Genomic DNA, 16,995 nt, shown 5'->3' on the forward strand with positions numbered 1-16,995 from the left:
TCGACGGGGCGCCTCACTGGGTGGCGAAGCCGATCGGCACGGGGAGGAGCCGGCCATTGGCATCGCCAATCACCATCACCTCGATCCCGAATGCCTGGCGCAGATTCCGGTGCTCCAGCACTTCGCGCGCCGGTCCGAAACCAAGCATGCGCCCCTGGCCGAGCAGCAGCACGTCATCGGCGAGTCGGGCAGCGAGCACGGGATCGGCGAGCGTCACCACCACGCCCATCCCCTGCTGCGCGGCAGCTCGCAGCTGGCCGATCCGGGCGAACTGGGTAACCGGGTCGAGCATGCTCAGCGGATCCGCGGCAAACAGCCAGCTCGGCCTTGCTCCGATCGCATCGGCGAGATCGACGGGGCCCCTGCCGAACAGTCCGCGCCGGCCCTCTCCCAGCAACATGAACGCCGCGGCGCGCTCCCCCTTGGTGAAGCGTCCGATCAGCCGCCCGCCCAGCCGGATCTGGCCGGCATCGAGATCGACTCGTCCGGCGAGCGCGCGCAGCAGCAGCGCCTTGCCGGCGCCCGCGCCGCCCAGCACCACCGTCACCCGGCCGGGTTCAAGCACTGCCTCGACGCCGTCGATCACGCGCTGGTCACCGTGGCTGAGCGCCAGATTTTCGATGCTGAACTTCATGGCCTCCCCCTAGCCAGCGGCGGATGACGCCATGGTTACAGCCACGCCCACGATTTTTCGCAAGAAATCGCCCGTAACCCGCGAAAAAATGCGCATTGTCTCGGTACTGTAACGCTAGGCTAAGTGGGCATTTACCAAGTGCCTCCTATCCGGCAGCCAATGTCTCTTGCCGATCCCCCTGCGCCCCGCGGCACCTGGCTCACCGAGCGCGAGCTCAACCCGCCATTGCTCACGCTGACCGACACGATGTGGCGGGCCGCCGAACTGTTCGGCGGCGACCCCGAGCTGCGCCTCGTCGCGATCGTCGACGCGCAGGAGCGCCCGCTCGGCGCGATCTTCGAGAAGGACGTGCGGCGGCTGCTGCTCAATCCCTTCGGCCACGCGCTGATGCGGAACCCGTCCTACGGCGCTGCGGTATCGCGCTATGTCCGCGCCTGCCCGGTCGCCGAAATGAGCGACGACATGGGCCGGCTGATGGAGAGCTATCGCGCGTCCGGCGGCAGCGAAGGCATGATCCTGGTCCGGAATGGCCGGGTGCAGGCGACGGTGAACAACCGCCGCCTCGTCCATCTCGCCGCGGAACGCGAAGTCGCGGTGGCGCGGGCACAGGTCGAGCGCGCCGCGCGGATCGAAGCGGCGAGCAGGCGCTTCGAGGCACAGGTCGAGGCCCTGTCGCGCGACATGGGCACGCTCTCGACCGAACTCGAGAAGGGCGCGCTCGCGACCGCCGACCGGGCCAGTGGAGTCGGCGACCGTGCCGTCGCCGTCGCGACCGCCGCCTCGCAGACCAGCGACAACATGGCCGAGATCGCCGCGCGCGGCCGCGACCTGGCCGGCGCACTTGCCGGCATCGCCCACAATACCAGCGACGCGCGCCTCGCGGCCTCCGCGGTCTCCCAGCTGGTCGAGACCGGCAGTGCGCGTACCCGCGACCTGCTCCACTCCGCTCAGTCGATCGATTCGGTGATCGGGCTGATCAGCGACATCGCCCGGCAGGTGAACCTGCTCGCGCTCAACGCCACGATCGAGGCGGCGCGTGCGGGCGAGTCGGGGCGCGGCTTCACCGTGGTCGCCAATGAAGTGAAGCAGCTCTCCACTCAGACCGGCATCGCGGCGGACCGGATCACTGCCCATGTCCGCGAGATTCGCGGCGGGATCGACGAAGTCGCCGCGGGCCATGAGCGGGTCGAGCAGGCGATCGGCGCGATGGCTACCCTGGCCGATGCCGTGGAGGGCGCAGTCGCCCGGCAGGAAGAAGCGACACGGACGATCGCCCGCAACGTGGATGAAGCCGTGCATGCCAGCACGGGCATCCAGCGCGATATCGAGGCGATCGGCGGCACCTCGCTCGACGCCTCGAGCCAGGCCCGGGCGATGCGCGAAGTGGCGGTTCGGCTGCATGACGGCGCGGATGCGCTGTCGGGCCAGGTCCATGCCTTCCTCGCGGAGCTGCGCGTTGCCTAGCCCCTGGCGGTGACGATCTCGACACGGGCTGGCATGCGGACCCGACCGTCCTCCATATGCCTCGCACAGACCTCGGTCAGGCGGGCATGCGCCCGTTCGCGCACCTCTTCGGGCGCATCCGCCAGCGGCGCGGCCATCGACGATGATGCGAGCAGGAAGGCCGCAGCGGCAGCGGGGGTGTCACCCGGCACCGGCAGCGAGCAATGCACGGTGCGACTCGCGGCATCGCGGAACCCCGCCCCTTCGAGCAGCGCGATCAGCTTCGCGGGATCGCCATAGCGACAGGGACCCGGCGCGTCGGGATCGCTCGCCGCCACGTCCATCACGGAGGCGATCGTCCCGCGGAGCTGCGCCATGAAGCCGACCTCGGCGGCCGGGCCCCACACGGCAAAGGCAAGCTGCCCGCCGGGCGCGAGCCAGTGACGCAGATTGGCGAAGGCGGCAGCGGGGTCCTCGAAGAACATCACGCCGAAGCGCGAGGCGAGCCGTTCGAACGGGCTATCGGGCCGGTATCGCGAAACATCGGCCTCGACGAAGCGCGCGACGTCGCCCGCACGAGCCGTGGCGGCGGCGACCAGATCCGGCGAAATGTCGAAGCCGGTGATCTCGCTGCCTGCCGGCACGGCGGCGGCAATGGCGCGGGTGGTGCCGCCCCCGCCACAGGCGATCTCGCCGATCCGGCAAGGCGCATCGAGAGCCAGCGCTTCGACGAACGGCACGTCGATGGGCGCCAGCAGCGCCTCCATCCCGTCCAGCTTGTCCCGCCACAGCGCGCCGCGTCCACTCGCCCAGTCATAGCCAGACTCGGAAAAGGTTTTCTGCATGGGGCGAGGATGCGCCAAAGCGGCACGCGGCGCCAGCGCGGACAAAGAAAAAGCCGCCAAGTCATTGACCTGGCGGCTCTTCTATATGGTGGGCGCGGCAAGGATTGAACTTGCGACCCCTGCGATGTCAACACAGTGCTCTACCACTGAGCTACGCGCCCATTGGCCTGTCGGCCGAAACGGGAAGCGGGCCTCTAGCGGGACTTTTCGAACCGCGCAAGCACCCTAATTCAATTAAATCCGGCATTCTCCGCTTCGAACAACCGATCGACCTCGAGAACGAGGTCGCGCAGATGGAAGGGCTTGGAGAGGACCTTGGCCTGCGGCACCTGCTTGCCGGCCTTGAGCGTGACCGCCGCAAAGCCGGTGATGAACATGACCCGCATGTCCGGCGCGATCTCGCTCGCCTTCTGGGCCAGTTCGATCCCGTCCATCTCGGGCATCACGATGTCGGTGAGCAGCAGGTCGAAACGCTCGGACTCGAGCAGCGGCATCGCCGCCGTGCCGCGATCGACCGCACTGACCGCATATCCCGAGCGCTCGAGCGCCCGGGTAAGGTATTCCCGCATCACGCGGTCATCCTCGGCCAGCAGAATTCGGATCATGTTTCCCCACTCGAAATCAACAGGGCTCCTCCTATACCGAAAGCCCTTAAGATTTTGCGCCCTTATCCTATCCCACGGCATTGCGGCGAGGCCAAGGCGCGCATAGTCATGGCGTCGTGACTGAAGCGACCTTCGTCCGCCATGGCCCCGCCGAGCCGCTGAGCCCGGTGATCCTGTCGGTGCCGCATGCCGGACGCGACTATCCCGAGGCGCTGCGCGGCGCGATCCGCGTCCCGCTCGTTGCGCTGCGCGCGCTGGAGGATCGCCATGCCGATGCGATCGCCCTTGCCGCCCGCCGCGACGAGACGCTGTTCGTCGCCACCCGTGCCCGTGCCTGGATCGATCTCAACCGCGCCGAGCATGAGCGCGACCCCCGGCTGGACGACGGCGCCTGGCCGCACGGCGCGCCGCTTTCCGCCAAGATCCGCTCCGGGCTGGGGCTGGTGCCGCGCCGGGCGGGCAGCGCGGGCGACATCTGGCAGCGCCGCCTGACCGCCGACGAGGTGCAGCAGCGGATACATGCCGATCACCGCCCCTGGCACGCCGCCATCGAAGCGGCACTGACCGCGGCGCGCGTCCGTTTCGGCGTGGCGGTGCTGCTTGATGTGCATTCGATGCCCTCGCTCGGTGCCCCGGGCATCGCGGCCCGGCTGGTGCCAGGCGATCGCTTCGGCAAGTCGGCCGCGGCACGCTTCCTCGGCCGGATCGAGGGCGTGGCGCGGGCGCATGGCGTGCGGACCGCGGCCAACACCCCCTATTCGGGCGGGCATATCCTTGAGCGCCACGGCAATCCGCGACGCGGCATCCACGCGATCCAGCTGGAGTTCGACCGGTCGCTCTATCTCGATTCGATGCTCGACCAGCCAGGGCCGGGGCTCGAAGCTGTGGTGCGGCTGCTGCGCGACATCATCGATGCGGTTGCCGACGAGGCGCTGCCGGGCGCGATCGCGGCGGAATAACGCTCAATCGCGGCGCGCGATCTCCGCTTCAAGCCAGTGGATGCGCTTGTGCCACTGCTTGGCAGCCTTCGCTCCCTCGACAATCGCCAGCCGGCTGTGCGCACGCGCGAGTTCGGCCTCCAGCGCAGCAAGGCTGAGCGCCGCCAGTTCGTCGTCACGGTGCGGAACCCCGGATCGCTTGCCCATGCGACCAGTCTGCCGCGCGTCGAGGGCCGGGGCAACGGCACATAAAAAACCACCTCGTGGTTACCCACGAGGTGGCCAAGGTTCAGGGAGGAGACACGCCCGAGGGCGTGCCGTACGGCTTCGCGAAAGGGGGGACACGACGCCGTACAAGACCAAATATAATTGGGGGGTCGATTAGTTCAAGGGGCTGCGGGCGAACGTTCTCGCAGAAAGATCAACCGTTTCGGCGGATCCCGGGCAGCATGCGCGCGAGCACCTGGTCGCGGAGCAGGAAATGGTGCCGCAGCGCCGCGGCGATGTGGATCACCACCAGCGCCGCCATCAGATAGCCGAGCAGCTCATGCGCCTCGTGCGCATTGTGCGCCACGGCGGGCGTTGCCGGCAGCACCGGAATCTCGAACAGGCCGAACCAGTTCACCGGGCGCGGCTTCTCCGGATTGGAGGAAAGCAGCCAGCCGCTGATCGGCAGGATCAGCATCAGCGCATAGAGGATGAAGTGGACAATGTGCGCCGTCGCCTTTTCCCAGGCGGGCAACAGCTCGGGCAGATGCGGCGGCTTGTGGGTGAATCGCCAGGCGATCCGGCCCAGCGTGAGCGCCAGCACGGCCATGCCGAGCGACTTGTGCAGCGGCATCACGCCCCACGCCCGCGGCATCGCGTCGTGGAACAGGCCGATGATCAGGTTGACGAGGATGAGCGCGGCAATCGACCAGTGGAAGGCGATCGCCCCCCGGCTGTATCGATCGCCGCGCTCGATCATTCTCAGGCGGTCGGCTGCACGAGCTGCGGCTCGGGCATCTTGCCCTGGCGCAGCTGGCGGCCGAAGATGTCGCGCATCAGGCCCAGCGAGAAGAGGTGGGCGTAGATGAGCGGCAGCATGCCGTTCTGCACGATCTTGCGCAGCTGGTCGCCGCGCAGCTCGTTGAGCTTGTTCTCGTCGATCATCATGAAGCCGCGATAGACGAAGGGCTGAGCCGCGCCGTCCGGCTGGATGGTGACTTCACCGTCGATCAGCAGGTCGAGTTCCTTGAGCTCCTTCATGAACTGGCCGGTGCGGGCGCCGGCCTGCTCGAACTGCTCGTTGAACTGAAGGATGTTCTTGGTGGTCTCGCTCGGTTCGCCGTCGACGAACAGGGCCTCGCCTTCCTCGAACGCACCCACGGTGTCCGTGGTCGGGTCGAAGCAGAGCGACAGCTCGTCGCTGTCCGGGCGCAGGCGCGCCAGCAGATACGGATAGCGGCGGATATAGGCCGGGACGTAGAAGTTCGGCTCGTTGAGCGAACCATCTTCGTCGAAGAAGGTATTGATGCCTTCGTTCAGGCCCATCAGTGCAAGCGGCACCGGCTCTTCGCCCTGCGAGAAGACGATCGGCATGAAACGCTGCACCAGCGGGAATTCCTCGACGGTGACGGGAACCGCGTGCTGCTTCGCAAGGAACGGCGCCTTGTCGGCCGAGCGAATCTTGAAATCGGCGTGCTGCTGGCTCGAAAGCGGCTGCAGGTCATTGTAAAACAGAGGCAGCGACTGCTGCGGGGCGGAAGCCATCCTAAATCTCCTGGGAACAAAATGCTGGTATCTGGAATCCCGATTGGCGGGTCTATGGGTTGTCAGCCTCGGGCGCAAGCACCACCAGCTTGCCCGGATTGAGGATTCCGCGGGGATCCAGTGCCATTTTGATCGCCTTTAGTGCCGCGATGCGCTGCGGCGGGCTCAAACGCACCAGTTCGTCACGCTTCATCTGGCCGATGCCATGCTCGGCCGAGATCGATCCGCCTTCGGCCACCACCATGTCATAGACGAAGCGGCTCACCGCCTTGCCGTCCCCCGCATACCAGCTGTCGCGATCGACGCCGGCGGGCGCACGGACGTGGAAATGGACATTGCCGTCGCCCAGATGCCCGAAGCCGGTGGCGGTCACGCCGGGAAAGCGGCGCTCGGCCGCCTCCGCAGCCTCGATCATGAAGCGCGGCATCTTGTCGACCGGCACCGAGATGTCGTGCTGCATCGCCGGGCCGAGTGCCCGCTCGGCCTCGGAGATCGAATCGCGGATGTGCCAGAAAGCCTCGACCTGCGCCTCGCTCGACGAGATCACCGCATCCTCGGCAAGCCCGCTCTCGAATACCGGCTCGAGCAGCTGCCCAAGCAGCGCGGCGGGAGGTTCCGCACCGGCTTCGGTGGCGACCGATTCGATCAGCACGTGCCAGGCATGTTCACCGGCGAGCGGCGAGCGGGTGCCCGGAATATGATCCAGGACATGCCGCAGGATCTCGCCGGGGATGATCTCGAAGCTTTCGATCGTGTTGGTCCGTGCCTCCATCAGACGCAGCATCCGGAGCGCATCCTCCGGGCTCGCGACACCTACCCACGCGGCCGCGCGCTCGAGAATCGCCGGATGGAGCTGCAGCGTCGCGGCGGTGACGATGCCGATCGTCCCCTCCGCCCCGATCAGCAGCTGGGTGAGGTCATAGCCGCGATTGTCCTTCTTGAGCGGCGTCAGCCCCTCATAGATAGAGCCATCGGGCAGCACTGCCTCCAGCCCCGCGACCAGGTGTCGCATGTTGCCGAAGCGCAGGACCTGGGTGCCGCCGGCATTGGTGGAGACCAGCCCGCCGATCGTGGCGCTGCCCTTGGCGCCCAGCGTCAGCGGGAAGCGGCGCCCCTGTTCCAACGCGGCATTGTGGAAGTTGGCCAGGATCACCCCAGCCTCGACCACCGCGACATTGCCTACCGGATCGATCGAGCGGATCATGTTCATCCGGCGGGTAGAGAGCAGCAGCGCCGATCCGTCCTCGGACGGGGTCGCGCCGCCGACCATGCCGGTATTGCCGCCCTGGGGCACGATCTTCACGCCGAGTTCGCCGGCAAGCCGGATGATTTCCGCCACTTCCGCGGTCGATCCCGGCGAGAGCAGAGCCGGTGCACTGCCGTGATAGCGGCCGCGCCAGTCCGATTCCCAGGGCGCGATTTCCTGGGCGTCCGTGGTGACCGCCTTGGCGCCAAAGCGCTCCAAAACGGTATCGACGAGCTGCTGCTGCGCTGGTGTCATGGCATTTTTGGGCTAGCACGATGGCCGGCAGTTCATCCACTGTTCAAACCTGGGTCGTACATAACAAACACGAAATGCCGAATCCGTTTTCCGTCGCCTCCAGCCTGCTGCTCGTCGTCGCCGCTCCCGCAGCGGCGCCTGCAGGCGCGCCCGACTGGGATGCGGTGCGGGTGGCGTTCCAGCAGGACCAGCAGCAGCAACAGCAGCAACGGGTGACGATCCAGGTGCCGCGCGTCACCATCACCAGCAGCGCCACCATCGTGGTGCGCCGCGCCCCGCGCGTGATCGAGAAAAAGACCAAGGACTGCGTGAAGGTCCAGGACATTGCAGGCTTCGCCGGCGTCAACACGCAGGAAAGCGTCGATCTGGTGCTGCGCGACGGCTCGCTGCTGCGTGCCAAACTGGGCCGCAATTGCCCGGCGCTCGGCTTCTACAACGGCTTCTATGTGAAGACGAACAAGGACCAGAAGATCTGCGCCGGCCGCGATTCGATCCGCACCCGCGCGGGCCGCTCCTGCGACGTAGAGGCCTTCAAGACGCTGGAATTGGCACGTTAAGCGCCTCAGCGCTTGACTTTCCTCACCAAATCCGCAAGCGCGTGAAGGCTTCGCGCGTGGGTCAGCCACGCCGATTTTCCGGAAAATTGCATGAGCTTTGCCGATCTCGGCCTTTCTGACGAACTTCTGCGCGCAGTGACTGACGCGGGCTATACCGAGCCCACGCCCATTCAGCGCCAGGCCATTCCAAGCGTGCTGATGGGCAAGGACCTTGTCGGCATCGCCCAGACGGGCACGGGCAAAACCGCCGCATTCGTGCTGCCGATGATCGACATCCTCGGCGAAGGGCGCACCCGCGCGCTGATGCCGCGCTCGCTCATCCTCGAGCCGACGCGCGAGCTCGCTGCCCAGGTCGCCGAGAATTTCGAGAAGTACGGCACCCACCACAAGCTCTCCATGGCCCTGCTGATCGGCGGCGTGCAGATGGGCGACCAGGTGAAGGCGCTGGAAAAGGGCGTCGACGTCCTCATCGCCACGCCGGGCCGGCTGATGGACCTGTTCGGCCGCGGCAAGATCCTGCTCACCGGCTGCAGCCTGCTGGTGATCGACGAGGCCGACCGGATGCTCGACATGGGGTTCATCCCCGATATCGAGGAAATCTGCACCAAGCTGCCCAAGCAGCGCCAGACCCTGCTCTTCTCGGCAACGATGCCGCCGGTCATCAAGAAGCTGGCGGACAAGTTCCTGAACGATCCCAAGCGGATCGAGGTCGCCCGTCCGGCGACCACCAACACCAACATCACTCAGCGCATCGTCGAGACCACCTCGATGAAGAAGCGCGAGACGCTGCGCCAGCTGCTCGAGGCGGACAACGTCCAGACCGCGATCATCTTCTGCAACCGCAAGACCACGGTGCGCGAGCTCAACAAGAGCCTGCAGCGCCACCGCTTCCGCTCGGCCGAGATCCATGGCGACATGGAACAGCCGCAGCGCCTTGCCGAGCTCGACCGGTTCAAGAAGGGTGACGTGAACATCCTCGTCGCCTCCGACGTCGCGGCGCGCGGGCTCGACATCAAGGGCGTCAGCCACGTCTTCAACTTCGACGCGCCCTGGCATCCGGACGATTATGTCCACCGCATCGGCCGCACCGGCCGCGGCGGCGCCACCGGCACAGCCTATACGCTGGTCGCGCCGGACGATGCCGAGAACATCGCCAATATCGAGAAGCTCACCGGCCACAAGATCGAGCGCGTGCGGCTGAAGAACCCGGCTGCCGCCGCCGAGGGCGACGAGGTGCGCGAGGAAGCGCCGCGCGGCCGCCGCCGCAAGGCCGAGGACGAGAAGAAGCCCGCGCGCGGCAAGAAGGCCGAGCCGAAGCGCGAGGAAACGCGTCGCGACGAGCCCCGCCGGGAAGAGCCGCGCCGCGAGGAATTCCGCCGTGAAAGCCGCGACGAGCAGCCCCGCCGCGATCGTGGGCGCGACCGCCGCCGCGACGAGCGCGACGATGGTCCGGACGATGGCTGGAACGGCCCGATCCCGGACTTCCTGAACTACACGCTCGCCGCCGAATGATTCGCCGCACCGGGCTGCTGCTCGCGCTGACCGCGCTGGCGCTGCCCGGCACTGCCCTTTCGCAAACGGTGGCAGCGCCCCGGCTCAAGGCGCGCACGCTCGCCCAGCTACCGCTGCCCCTGCCCGCGCCTTATGATCCATCGCGCGATTCCGGGAGGGACGTGGACGCTGCGCTCGCTCGCGCGAAGAAGTCCGGCAAACCGCTGCTCATCGATTTCGGCGCCAACTGGTGCGTTGATTGCCGGGTTCTGGCCGGCGTGCTCGAATTGCCCGAGATGCGCAGCTGGATCGCCAGCCATTTCGAGCTGGTCCAGGTCGATATCGGCGAGTTCGCCCGCAATCTCGACATGCCCCGCCGCTTCGGCGCTGCCTCGCTCGAGGCCGTTCCCGCGATCCTGGTGGTCGACCCGCGCACCGGCCGCCTGCGCAACCGCGACGACATTCTCGGCCTGGGGGATGCGCGCCTCCTGCAGCCCCAGCAAATGGCCGACTGGCTGGCGCGCTGGACGCGATGATCGAATATGTCCCGATCATCGAGAGCCCCTGCATCGGGCTCTGCACGATGGACGGTGCCACCGGCTGGTGCCTCGGCTGCGGCCGCACGATCGACGAGATCGCGCGCTGGGGCTCGACCGACCAGGCCGACCGCGACGCGGTGATGGCCGAATTGCCGGCCCGGATGGAACAGCTTGAGCGCTAGGCCGCATCAAAACCTGAATCCCACTAGTTCGCCGTTCCCGGCGAAGGCCGGTGCCCGGGTTGAGCGCGCTATCGACGGTGCCGAAGCCTCTCGAACGACATTGCAACTGGGCCCCGGCCTTTGCCGGGAAACTGAAGGAACTACGCCTCCACGCTGCTCGCCACGCCTTGCGCCTGGTTGCGATTGGCGCACTGGCCCGCGATCAGCAGCAGGACCAGCACGAGCGCCAGGTTCAGCGGCCAGCGCACGAAGCCGACATCGCGCTTCCTTGCCAATCGCTTGCCGAAGAACACCCCCAGCGCGATCATTCCGCCATATACCAGAAGGTACCCGATAACGGTTCCGGCCAGGCGGCCGGCATCATAGGCTGCCGAGTGGTCCACTCCGCCCTCCCCCATTTTCCGTCAGTTTGTGAACGCATGCCTCCGGCGCGTCACATGCTGCACGCGCCGGAGAGAACAGTCAGGCCGGCGCTTTGGCCGCTTCCAGTTCCGCCACCAGCGCATCGTCCTTGGCGCTGGCGCGCTGATACGCTTCCCGGCTGCTCAGCCGACCGAAATAGTCCAGAAAGGCATCGCGCTTCGGCAGCGTGCCGAACATCGTGCCCCAGCCCACCGCCGAGCCAACATAGATGTCCGCCGCGGTAAAGCGATCACCGGCGATATAGGGATGCGCCGACACCGCCTTCTCCAGCACATCGACGGCCAGGTCGTAATTGCCATAGCCGAACATCCGGCCCTGATCGGCCGATGGCTCGAACTTGGCGAAGTTGTTGGTCACCGCCTGCTCGACCGGGCCTGCCGCGAAGAACAGCCAGCGATAATAGTCCGCCCGCGCCTCCGCCGTGGGCGCCAGCCCTGCCTCGGGGAACGCCTCGGCCAGATAGGCGCAGATCGCCGCGCATTCGGTGACGACCCGGCCCTTGTGGACGATCGCCGGCACCTTTCCCATCGGGTTGATGCCGAGATAGTCCTCGCCCTTCATCGTCGTGCCATATTCGACGACCTGTGTTTCATAGGCGGCACCCGCCTCTTCCAGCGCCCAGCGGGCAATCCGCCCGCGCGACTGGGGATGGGTGTAGAAGATCAGTTCGTCTGCCATGGCCTGCCTCCGAATCGTCAGAACATAACGTGAACTCACATTGACCGGCCGTCAAGCCGCCTCAGAGCGTGACGAAGGTCGCCAGCAACCGGTCCCAGGCGCGATTGGCCTCGGCGGCGTTGTAGACCTGGCTGTCCGGCGGGCACCAGCCGTGCATCGTGCCCTTGTAGACCTCGATCTCGGCGGGGAGCTTCGCGGCGGCGAACGCGGCGCGCAGCTTGTCCTTGTCGCCGGGCGCGCGGCCGTCGTCATTCTCGGCAATGGCGATCAGGAAGCGCGCCTTCATCGTTGGGACGAGCGCGAGCAGCCCGTCCGCCGCGAGCCCGCCGCCATGGAAGGTCGCCGCGCCGCGCACCCGGGCGGGCGACACGGCCGCGGTGAGCATCACCAGCGGCCCGCCCATGCAATAGCCGGTGGTGCCGATGCCGCGCTTCCTGTCGACTTCCTTCTGGCCATCGACCCAGGCGATGAACGCCGCCGCATCGCGCTGAGCCGCCTCATTGGTGAGCAGCGCGCGCCACGGCCCCACCTTGGCCTTGAGTGCATCGTCGAAGCCCTGACCGGGCGTGACGAACGGCGTCTTGGTCGAGCGGTAGAACTGGTTGACCGTCAGCACCGCATAGCCCGACTGCGCGAGCCGGTCGGCCATCTGGCGGAAGGCCGGGCGCAGGCCGAAAATGTCCGGCCACACGATCACCGCGGGATGCTTGCCCTTGGCCGGTGCGACGAAATAGGCATCGCAGCTGCCGTCCGGCGTGACGATGGTGACGTCGCGGCCCTTGATCTCCGCCGCGTTGGCGGGAACCGGCAACAGCGCGACCACTCCGGCCGCAGCCGCGCCCGCGCCGAATTCGCGCCGGGTCATCAGGAAGTCGGCGTTGTCGGCGGCGGTCAGGTCGTCACACATGGGATCCCTCCAGGATGCGCGCCCGGCCGTCCCGAGTCGCGGACGCGAGGCTACACGCCCCGCCCCGTCCTGCCGAGGCTCGACAGCGCACCCCGCCCGCTGCCATGCTCTCTGCCTGCAAGGGGGAGGCAGCACATGGATCTTCAGGCCTATTTAGCGCGTACCGGCCAGCCGCAGCCGACCACGCCGGACCGCATCACGCTCACCCAGCTGATGCAGGCCCATCTCGCTGCCTTCCCGTTCGAGAATCTCGACGTGCAGCTCGGCACGCCCATCTCGATCGATCCGGACGCGATCTTCGACAAGCTGGTGACGCGCCGGCGCGGCGGCTGGTGCTTCGAGCAGAACGGGCTGTTCGGCCGCGTCCTGGAGGCGCTGGGCTATGACGTCCGCCGCATCTCCGCCGGCGTGATGCGGCACGTGATCGGCGAGATGTCACTGGGCAACCATCTCGCGCTGCTGGTCAGGCTGGAAGGCCGGCTATGGCTGGTCGATGTCGGCTTCGGCGGCAGCCAGGCGGCACCCCTGCCCTTCGAAGCAGGAAACGCGCAATTCGCGCCCTATGCGGTGGCGCTGCGCGAAGTGGATGGCTGGTGGCGCTTCGAGGAGCGCTATGGCGAGGGCGATCCGTTCAGCTACGATTTCAGCGACGCGCCCGCCGACGAGGCGCTGTTCGCCCAGCGCTGCGCCGAGCTGCAGGTCGCGCCGCAATCGCCCTTCGTCCAGAACCTCGTGGTCCAGCAGCGCCGCGGCGACACCCACAGCATATTGCGCGGGCGCGTCCTCATCACGCGCGGCCCCGAGGGCGAGACGAGCGAGACCCTCCAGAACGCAGAAGCGCTGGTCGAGCGGCTCGACCAGCGCTTCGGTTTGGCGGTGCCGGAGGCGGCGGGGCTATGGGACGCGATCTGCGCCCGCCACGCCGCCCTGTTCCCGGACGCTTAGTTGCTGTTGTTGGTGCGGAACAGCGTCTCGGCGGTGTGCTCGATCGGCGCGGCCGGCGCGTCGTCGCCATGGCCTTCGGCTTCGCGGGCCGCGGCGGTGCGCTCGGCACGGAGCTGCTCGATCAGCGCTTCGCGGTCGCCCTCGAGGCGAGTATCGACCTGTGCCTCGATGCCGGCGGCCTTGGCGGCCTTGGCGACCAGCGCGTCGAGCTCGCGCTGCGAAGTGAGACCCAGCGTCACCGGGTCCTTCGGCACGATATTGGCGATGTTCCAATGGCTGCGGTCGCGAATCGCGGCGATGGTGGTGCGGGTGGTGCCGATCAGCTTGCCGATCGCGCCGTCCGAGATCTCCGGATGGTTGCGCAGGATCCAGGCGATGCCATCCGGCTTGTCCTGGCGCTTCGACACCGGGGTGTAGCGCGGGCCCTTGGTGCGGCGGACCTGCTCGGGGCCCTTGAGCATCTTGAGGACGTAGTTCGGGTCCTTCTGGCCCTTCTCGATCTCGTCCATCGTCAGCTCGTGCGCACGGACCGGATCGCGGCCGGTGAGCTTGGTCGCGGCGGTATCATCGGCGATCGCCTGGACCTCGAGGATGTGCAGGCCGCAGAACTCCGCGATCTGATCGAACGAGAGCGAAGTGTTGTCGACCAGCCAGGAAGCGGTCGCATGCGGCATCAGCGGCTGGGCCACTTTTCGTCTCCAGAAATAGAAAGGGCCACCCTTCACGGGTGGCCTGTCACGGGCCCGACTTAATGCGAGAAGTCGCGAAGAGCAAGAAAAAGGGGGCGGGATGCGCAGGCAGTACGCCCATAATTGCCCCCGGGATGACGATTATTGCGTGCTCAGGCCGCCGCCCGCTCCCCATGCATCGGATGCAGCGCATTGAGGAACTGGCGCGCGCTGGCTTCCCAGGTGAAGGTCCGGCCATAGGCGGCGCAGGCCGCGCGATCCCGGGTCAGCGCGATGCCGATCGCCTTGGTCAGGTCGGCGTCCATCGCGCCGGTCTCCGGCGTCAGCACATCGATGGGCCCGGTGACCGGATAGCCCGCGACCGGCACGCCGCAGGCCAGCGCCTCGATCATCACCAGCCCGAACGTGTCGGTCTTGCTCGGGAAGACGAAGACGTCGGCGGCGGCATAGGCGGATGCGAGCTCGGGGCCGAACATCGGGCCCAGGAACTTCGCTTCCGGGAAGCGTGCCTGAAGCGAGGCGCGGGCCGGGCCGTCGCCCACCACGACCTTGGTGCCCGGATGCGAGGTCTTCAGGAAGGCCTCGATATTCTTCTCGATCGCGACCCGACCGACATAGAGCTGCACCGGCCCTTCCAGCCCCTGCATCGCCGGATGCGGCGCGATGCCCGGGTGGAAGTTCGCCAGGTCCACGCCGCGGCCCCAATGCTTCACATGGGACAGGCCATGGTCGATCAGCGACTGGCGGATCGAGGGGGTGGAGGCCAGGATCGCCTGGCTCGGCGCGTGGAACCACTTGATGTAGCGCCAGATCCATTCGGCCGGCACGCCGGAGCGCGCCGAGACATAGTCCGGGAACTGGGTGTGGTACGCCGTGGTGAACGGCATGTCGTGGCGGATGCACCAGCGCCGCGCGGCAACGCAGAGCGGCCCTTCGGTCGCCAGGTGGATCGCCGTCGGATTGAATTCCTCCAGCATCGCCCCGACGCTGGCGACCCGGGCGAGCGCCAGCCGGATCTCCGGATAGGTCGGGCACGGCAGCGAATAGAAGAGATCGGGCGAGATCACGATGACCTTGTGGCCCTGCTTTTCCAGCACCGCGCGCACCGATTGCAGCGTGCGCACGACTCCGTTCACCTGGGGCTCCCAAGCGTCTGTCACTATGGCTATCCGCACGGGTCCGACCTCCGTTGCCGCCGTCACGCAGCCGCCAGTCTGACCCCGGACGCTAGTTCGCTTTCGCGCTTCGCCATCTCTTCGGCCCAATGGAGAATTTCCATCGTACCGTCGTAATGCTCCACGAGCGCGGTGCAACCCTCCACCCAATCGCCGTCATTGTAATAGGCGATGCCTTCGATGTCGCGCATCTCGGCCGTGTGGATATGTCCGGCGATCACGCCGTCGACTCCCCGCGCACCGGCTTCGTGCGCGACGATCTCTTCGAACTTGGAAATGAACTCGACTGCGTTCTTCACCTTGGCCTTGGCGTATTTGCTCAGCGACCAATAGGGCATGTCGAGCATGCGGCGGACGCGGTTCACCAGCCGGTTGAGGCCCATCATCATCTCGTAGGCGGCATCGCCCAGATGCGCGAGCCAGCGGTGCGACATGGTGATCGCGTCGAACTCGTCGCCGTGCAGCACGAGCAGGCGGCGGCCGTCGGCGGTGGTGTGGATCGCCTGGCGGCGGATATGCACGCCGCCGAAGTTCAGGCCCGAGAACTGGCGGAACATCTCGTCATGGTTGCCCGGGATATAGACGATCTCGGTGCCGCGCTTGGCGCGCTTCAGGAAGCGCCAGACGATGTCGTTGTGCGAATCGGGCCAGTAGAAGCGCTTCTTGAGCGCCCAGCCGTCGAGGATGTCGCCGACGAGGTACATCACGTCACAATCGACATGATCGAGGAAGTCGATGAGCATCTCGGCATTGCAGCCGCGCGTGCCGAGATGGACGTCGCTGATCCAGACCGTGCGGTAGCGCTTGCGCTCGGTGACCGCCTTTTCGGGGATCGACGGAGTCGAAGCGTGGAAGTCCGCGAGATGCTGTGTGTCGAACGGAAGCCTCGTGATCGTGGCCATTTAACCAGCCCTGCAAATGCCCTTGCCTGGACCGGGTAAATGGCCGCGGAATATTACATTTCGAATCGTTTCGACTTCACGCGGATGTCATAGAACTATGCATAATGGGCCGCTTCCGCTCGTCGAATCAGGCGGTTATCGGAATATGCCGCGGATGGGCAGCGACCCGGTCGATCCAGGCGCGCACATTCGGATAGGCCTGCAGGCTGAACCCGCCATCCTCCGCGACATGGGTATAGGCATAGAGCGCGATGTCGGCGAGCGTCAGCCGGTCGATCACGAACCAGTCGCGCGTCTCGAGATGCTCGTCCATCAGCGCCAGCGCCGCCTCGCCCGCCGCCTGCTTGCCCGGCAGATTCGCCTGCTGGACCGCGCTCAGCTGGTCGAAGCCCACCCATTTCGCCCAGAAGCGCAAGGTCGCGACATTGGGCTCGTGGTTATATTGCTCCCAGAACAGCCAGCGCAGCATGTCCGCCCGCTCGAACCGGTCGTGCGGGATCAGGTCGCTGCCATCGGCCAGGTAGAAGCAGGCTGCATTGCTCTCGGGCAGGAAATCCTCGCCGACCTGCAGCGTCGGGATCCGGCCATTGGCGTTGACCCGCGCGAGGAACTCGGGCGTCCGCGTCTCGCCCTGCATGATGTCGTACTCGCGGCGCTCCAGCTTCAGCCCGAGATGCGCGGCGGTCAGCCGGATCTTGTAGCAATTGCCCGAGGCGGCATATTCGTGAAGCACCAGTGCGGCCATCATTCCCTCCCTTTGCCCAGCCCCTTTCGAGCGCTCGCGCATCC

Annotated in this window: 21 protein-coding genes and 1 tRNA gene; 7 read left to right on the top strand and 15 right to left on the bottom strand. The window is 66.9% G+C overall.

Annotation, left to right across the window (positions count from 1 at the left end):
* Window positions 1-13: 13 nt before the first annotated feature.
* Window positions 14-634 (bottom strand): ATP-binding cassette domain-containing protein, encoded by a 621-nt coding sequence (locus AC1RJ5_RS07920; RefSeq protein ID WP_269574389.1) that lies wholly within the window; start codon window positions 632-634, stop codon window positions 14-16.
* Between the two features lie 159 nt (window positions 635-793).
* Here AC1RJ5_RS07920 and AC1RJ5_RS07925 point away from each other — a divergent pair, with 159 nt between their 5' ends.
* On the top strand, window positions 794-2,098 hold the full coding sequence (locus tag AC1RJ5_RS07925) for a methyl-accepting chemotaxis protein (protein ID WP_493112638.1): 1,305 nt from the start codon (window positions 794-796) through the stop codon (window positions 2,096-2,098).
* On the opposite strand, the gene AC1RJ5_RS07930 is transcribed toward AC1RJ5_RS07925, so the two are convergent.
* The 3 genes from AC1RJ5_RS07930 to cpdR all read right to left on the bottom strand — a co-directional run bounded on the left by AC1RJ5_RS07930 (window position 2,095) and on the right by cpdR (window position 3,527).
* Entirely contained in the window at window positions 2,095-2,922 is an 828-nt protein-coding gene (locus tag AC1RJ5_RS07930) for a class I SAM-dependent methyltransferase (RefSeq protein WP_493112640.1), read from the bottom strand. The two genes, AC1RJ5_RS07925 and AC1RJ5_RS07930, sit on opposite strands and share 4 nt — an antisense overlap.
* Window positions 2,923-3,008: 86 nt before the next feature.
* A tRNA-Val gene (locus tag AC1RJ5_RS07935) sits at window positions 3,009-3,083 on the bottom strand.
* Between the two features lie 69 nt (window positions 3,084-3,152).
* The gene (gene cpdR, locus AC1RJ5_RS07940; protein ID WP_269574374.1) at window positions 3,153-3,527 is read right to left on the bottom strand and encodes a cell cycle two-component system response regulator CpdR; all 375 of its coding nucleotides are present in this window, start codon (window positions 3,525-3,527) and stop codon (window positions 3,153-3,155) included.
* 116 nt (window positions 3,528-3,643) lie between these two features.
* On the opposite strand from cpdR, the gene AC1RJ5_RS07945 reads away from it, so the two are divergent.
* On the top strand, window positions 3,644-4,486 hold the full coding sequence (locus AC1RJ5_RS07945) for an N-formylglutamate amidohydrolase (protein WP_269574373.1): 843 nt from the start codon (window positions 3,644-3,646) through the stop codon (window positions 4,484-4,486).
* Between the two features lie 3 nt (window positions 4,487-4,489).
* Here AC1RJ5_RS07945 and AC1RJ5_RS07950 read toward each other — a convergent pair whose 3' ends face one another.
* The 4 genes from AC1RJ5_RS07950 to AC1RJ5_RS07965 all read right to left on the bottom strand — a co-directional run bounded on the left by AC1RJ5_RS07950 (window position 4,490) and on the right by AC1RJ5_RS07965 (window position 7,718).
* Complete coding sequence (locus AC1RJ5_RS07950) at window positions 4,490-4,672, bottom strand: hypothetical protein (RefSeq protein WP_269574372.1); 183 nt, start codon at window positions 4,670-4,672, stop codon at window positions 4,490-4,492.
* Between the two features lie 214 nt (window positions 4,673-4,886).
* The gene (locus tag AC1RJ5_RS07955) at window positions 4,887-5,432 is read right to left on the bottom strand and encodes a cytochrome b (protein ID WP_269574371.1); all 546 of its coding nucleotides are present in this window, start codon (window positions 5,430-5,432) and stop codon (window positions 4,887-4,889) included.
* Window positions 5,433-5,434: 2 nt separating this feature from the next.
* Window positions 5,435-6,217, bottom strand: coding sequence for a SapC family protein (locus tag AC1RJ5_RS07960; RefSeq protein ID WP_269574370.1), 783 nt, complete (start codon window positions 6,215-6,217; stop codon window positions 5,435-5,437).
* Window positions 6,218-6,269: 52 nt separating this feature from the next.
* Window positions 6,270-7,718 (bottom strand): FAD-binding oxidoreductase, encoded by a 1,449-nt coding sequence (locus AC1RJ5_RS07965; protein WP_269574369.1) that lies wholly within the window; start codon window positions 7,716-7,718, stop codon window positions 6,270-6,272.
* 74 nt (window positions 7,719-7,792) lie between these two features.
* Between AC1RJ5_RS07965 and AC1RJ5_RS07970 the strand changes: the two genes are divergently transcribed.
* The 4 genes from AC1RJ5_RS07970 (at window position 7,793) to AC1RJ5_RS07985 (ending at window position 10,487) form a co-directional block, all read left to right on the top strand.
* Window positions 7,793-8,275, top strand: a complete 483-nt coding sequence (locus tag AC1RJ5_RS07970; RefSeq protein ID WP_269574368.1) for a hypothetical protein — start codon at window positions 7,793-7,795, stop codon at window positions 8,273-8,275.
* 90 nt (window positions 8,276-8,365) lie between these two features.
* A complete protein-coding gene (locus AC1RJ5_RS07975) occupies window positions 8,366-9,787 on the top strand; it encodes a DEAD/DEAH box helicase (RefSeq protein ID WP_342250939.1) in 1,422 nt (473 codons plus the stop codon).
* Window positions 9,784-10,302, top strand: a complete 519-nt coding sequence (locus AC1RJ5_RS07980) for a thioredoxin family protein (RefSeq protein ID WP_493112645.1) — start codon at window positions 9,784-9,786, stop codon at window positions 10,300-10,302. The genes AC1RJ5_RS07975 and AC1RJ5_RS07980 overlap by 4 nt, the downstream gene beginning before the upstream one ends.
* Entirely contained in the window at window positions 10,299-10,487 is a 189-nt protein-coding gene (locus AC1RJ5_RS07985; RefSeq protein ID WP_269574365.1) for a DUF1289 domain-containing protein, read from the top strand. Before AC1RJ5_RS07980 ends, AC1RJ5_RS07985 begins: the two co-directional genes overlap by 4 nt.
* 140 nt (window positions 10,488-10,627) lie before the next feature.
* Here AC1RJ5_RS07985 and AC1RJ5_RS07990 read toward each other — a convergent pair whose 3' ends face one another.
* From AC1RJ5_RS07990 to AC1RJ5_RS08000, 3 genes are all read right to left on the bottom strand, one after another.
* A complete protein-coding gene (locus AC1RJ5_RS07990) occupies window positions 10,628-10,870 on the bottom strand; it encodes a hypothetical protein (RefSeq protein ID WP_342250936.1) in 243 nt (80 codons plus the stop codon).
* 79 nt (window positions 10,871-10,949) lie between these two features.
* Window positions 10,950-11,588, bottom strand: a complete 639-nt coding sequence (locus AC1RJ5_RS07995) for a glutathione S-transferase family protein (protein WP_493112648.1) — start codon at window positions 11,586-11,588, stop codon at window positions 10,950-10,952.
* Window positions 11,589-11,649: 61 nt separating this feature from the next.
* Window positions 11,650-12,495 (bottom strand): dienelactone hydrolase family protein, encoded by an 846-nt coding sequence (locus AC1RJ5_RS08000; protein ID WP_269574362.1) that lies wholly within the window; start codon window positions 12,493-12,495, stop codon window positions 11,650-11,652.
* Between the two features lie 135 nt (window positions 12,496-12,630).
* Here AC1RJ5_RS08000 and AC1RJ5_RS08005 point away from each other — a divergent pair, with 135 nt between their 5' ends.
* A complete protein-coding gene (locus AC1RJ5_RS08005; protein WP_342250933.1) occupies window positions 12,631-13,440 on the top strand; it encodes an arylamine N-acetyltransferase family protein in 810 nt (269 codons plus the stop codon).
* On the opposite strand, the gene AC1RJ5_RS08010 is transcribed toward AC1RJ5_RS08005, so the two are convergent.
* From AC1RJ5_RS08010 to AC1RJ5_RS08025, 4 genes are all read right to left on the bottom strand, one after another.
* On the bottom strand, window positions 13,437-14,129 hold the full coding sequence (locus AC1RJ5_RS08010) for a DUF1013 domain-containing protein (RefSeq protein ID WP_269574360.1): 693 nt from the start codon (window positions 14,127-14,129) through the stop codon (window positions 13,437-13,439). The genes AC1RJ5_RS08005 and AC1RJ5_RS08010 overlap by 4 nt on opposite strands.
* 152 nt (window positions 14,130-14,281) lie before the next feature.
* The gene (locus tag AC1RJ5_RS08015) at window positions 14,282-15,304 is read right to left on the bottom strand and encodes a glycosyltransferase family 4 protein (protein WP_269574359.1); all 1,023 of its coding nucleotides are present in this window, start codon (window positions 15,302-15,304) and stop codon (window positions 14,282-14,284) included.
* A 23-nt stretch (window positions 15,305-15,327) separates the two neighbouring features.
* Window positions 15,328-16,206: a UDP-2,3-diacylglucosamine diphosphatase gene (locus AC1RJ5_RS08020; protein ID WP_184170069.1), complete on the bottom strand. Its 879-nt coding sequence runs from the start codon at window positions 16,204-16,206 to the stop codon at window positions 15,328-15,330.
* Between the two features lie 127 nt (window positions 16,207-16,333).
* Complete coding sequence (locus tag AC1RJ5_RS08025; protein ID WP_269574358.1) at window positions 16,334-16,954, bottom strand: glutathione S-transferase family protein; 621 nt, start codon at window positions 16,952-16,954, stop codon at window positions 16,334-16,336.
* Window positions 16,955-16,995 lie beyond the last annotated feature (41 nt).

The organism is Sphingomonas sp. GW822-FHT03G08 (assembly GCF_058801135.1).

What these genes read in the sequence shown, in the direction of transcription:
- AC1RJ5_RS07920 (WP_269574389.1), bottom strand. Translation starts at nt 634, where the DNA reads ATGAAGTTCAGCATCGAAAATCTGGCGCTCAGCCACGGTGACCAGCGC.
- AC1RJ5_RS08025 (WP_269574358.1), bottom strand. Translation starts at nt 16,954, where the DNA reads ATGATGGCCGCACTGGTGCTTCACGAATATGCCGCCTCGGGCAATTGC.
- AC1RJ5_RS07975 (WP_342250939.1), top strand. Translation starts at nt 8,366, where the DNA reads ATGAGCTTTGCCGATCTCGGCCTTTCTGACGAACTTCTGCGCGCAGTG.
- AC1RJ5_RS08000 (WP_269574362.1), bottom strand. Translation starts at nt 12,495, where the DNA reads ATGTGTGACGACCTGACCGCCGCCGACAACGCCGACTTCCTGATGACC.
- AC1RJ5_RS07985 (WP_269574365.1), top strand. Translation starts at nt 10,299, where the DNA reads ATGATCGAATATGTCCCGATCATCGAGAGCCCCTGCATCGGGCTCTGC.
- AC1RJ5_RS07950 (WP_269574372.1), bottom strand. Translation starts at nt 4,672, where the DNA reads ATGGGCAAGCGATCCGGGGTTCCGCACCGTGACGACGAACTGGCGGCG.
- AC1RJ5_RS07965 (WP_269574369.1), bottom strand. Translation starts at nt 7,718, where the DNA reads ATGACACCAGCGCAGCAGCAGCTCGTCGATACCGTTTTGGAGCGCTTT.
- AC1RJ5_RS07930 (WP_493112640.1), bottom strand. Translation starts at nt 2,922, where the DNA reads ATGCAGAAAACCTTTTCCGAGTCTGGCTATGACTGGGCGAGTGGACGC.
- AC1RJ5_RS08005 (WP_342250933.1), top strand. Translation starts at nt 12,631, where the DNA reads ATGGATCTTCAGGCCTATTTAGCGCGTACCGGCCAGCCGCAGCCGACC.
- AC1RJ5_RS07980 (WP_493112645.1), top strand. Translation starts at nt 9,784, where the DNA reads ATGATTCGCCGCACCGGGCTGCTGCTCGCGCTGACCGCGCTGGCGCTG.
- AC1RJ5_RS08020 (WP_184170069.1), bottom strand. Translation starts at nt 16,206, where the DNA reads ATGGCCACGATCACGAGGCTTCCGTTCGACACACAGCATCTCGCGGAC.
- AC1RJ5_RS07960 (WP_269574370.1), bottom strand. Translation starts at nt 6,217, where the DNA reads ATGGCTTCCGCCCCGCAGCAGTCGCTGCCTCTGTTTTACAATGACCTG.
- AC1RJ5_RS07995 (WP_493112648.1), bottom strand. Translation starts at nt 11,588, where the DNA reads ATGGCAGACGAACTGATCTTCTACACCCATCCCCAGTCGCGCGGGCGG.
- cpdR (WP_269574374.1), bottom strand. Translation starts at nt 3,527, where the DNA reads ATGATCCGAATTCTGCTGGCCGAGGATGACCGCGTGATGCGGGAATAC.
- AC1RJ5_RS07955 (WP_269574371.1), bottom strand. Translation starts at nt 5,432, where the DNA reads ATGATCGAGCGCGGCGATCGATACAGCCGGGGGGCGATCGCCTTCCAC.
- AC1RJ5_RS07925 (WP_493112638.1), top strand. Translation starts at nt 794, where the DNA reads ATGTCTCTTGCCGATCCCCCTGCGCCCCGCGGCACCTGGCTCACCGAG.
- AC1RJ5_RS07970 (WP_269574368.1), top strand. Translation starts at nt 7,793, where the DNA reads ATGCCGAATCCGTTTTCCGTCGCCTCCAGCCTGCTGCTCGTCGTCGCC.